This window comes from Saccharothrix xinjiangensis (assembly GCF_039527585.1).
Lineage (GTDB): Bacteria > Actinomycetota > Actinomycetes > Mycobacteriales > Pseudonocardiaceae > Actinosynnema > Actinosynnema xinjiangensis.
The window spans coordinates 1-724 of the sequence record NZ_BAAAKE010000081.1; the positions used below are offsets into that span (position 1 = coordinate 1).

Annotated in this window: 1 protein-coding gene; it reads right to left on the bottom strand. The window is 61.3% G+C overall.

Annotated features, from left to right (window positions below; translation table 11 throughout):
• Positions 1-645 (bottom strand): cbb3-type cytochrome c oxidase subunit I (locus ABD223_RS43310; RefSeq protein ID WP_344044192.1); only part of this gene is annotated, 645 nt, incomplete at its 3' end.
• Positions 646-724: the final 79 nt, after the last annotated feature.

Here is a 724-nt window from a genome sequence, read left to right on the forward strand (position 1 = left end):
CAGGAAGAAGCCCACCGCGTTGTGGCCATACCACCACTGCACCATGGCGTCGATGGCGCCGGAGTAGATGGAGATGGAGTACATGGCGGTGACCGGAATGGCGGCGTTGTTGACGATATGCAGCACGGCCACGGTCAGGATGAAGGCGGCGAAGAACCAGTTGGCCACATAGATGTGGGAGGTCTTGCGCTGCTTGATGGTCATCAGGAAGACCAGGGCATAGGTCACCCACACCACCGCGATCAGGATATTGATCGGCCACTCCAGCTCGGCGTACTCCTTGGTGGTGGTGTAGCCCAGCGGCAGGGTGATCACCGCCGACAGGATCACGGCTTGCCAGCCCCAGAAGGTGAAGGCGGCGAGCTTGTCGGACCACAGCCGGGTCTGACAGGTCCGCTGCACCACGTAGTAGGAGGTGGCGAACAGCGCCGAGCCGCCGAAGGCGAAGATCACGGCGTTGGTGTGAAGCGGACGCAGACGGCCGAAGCTCGTCCAAGGCAGGTCCAGATTGAGTTGCGGCCATACCAGCTGTGCGGCGAGGATGACACCGAGGGTCATGCCCACGATGCCCCACACGACTGTCATGATCGCGAACTGCCGAACTACCTTGTAGTTGTAGGTCGGGTGTTCCAGTGCTGTGCTCATGTCAGGTTCCCATCGAACGCGGTAGCGGGGGTTGAAGCTGCGTCAGTTTGTCACGGATCCAGCTGCCCCAGGATGATGC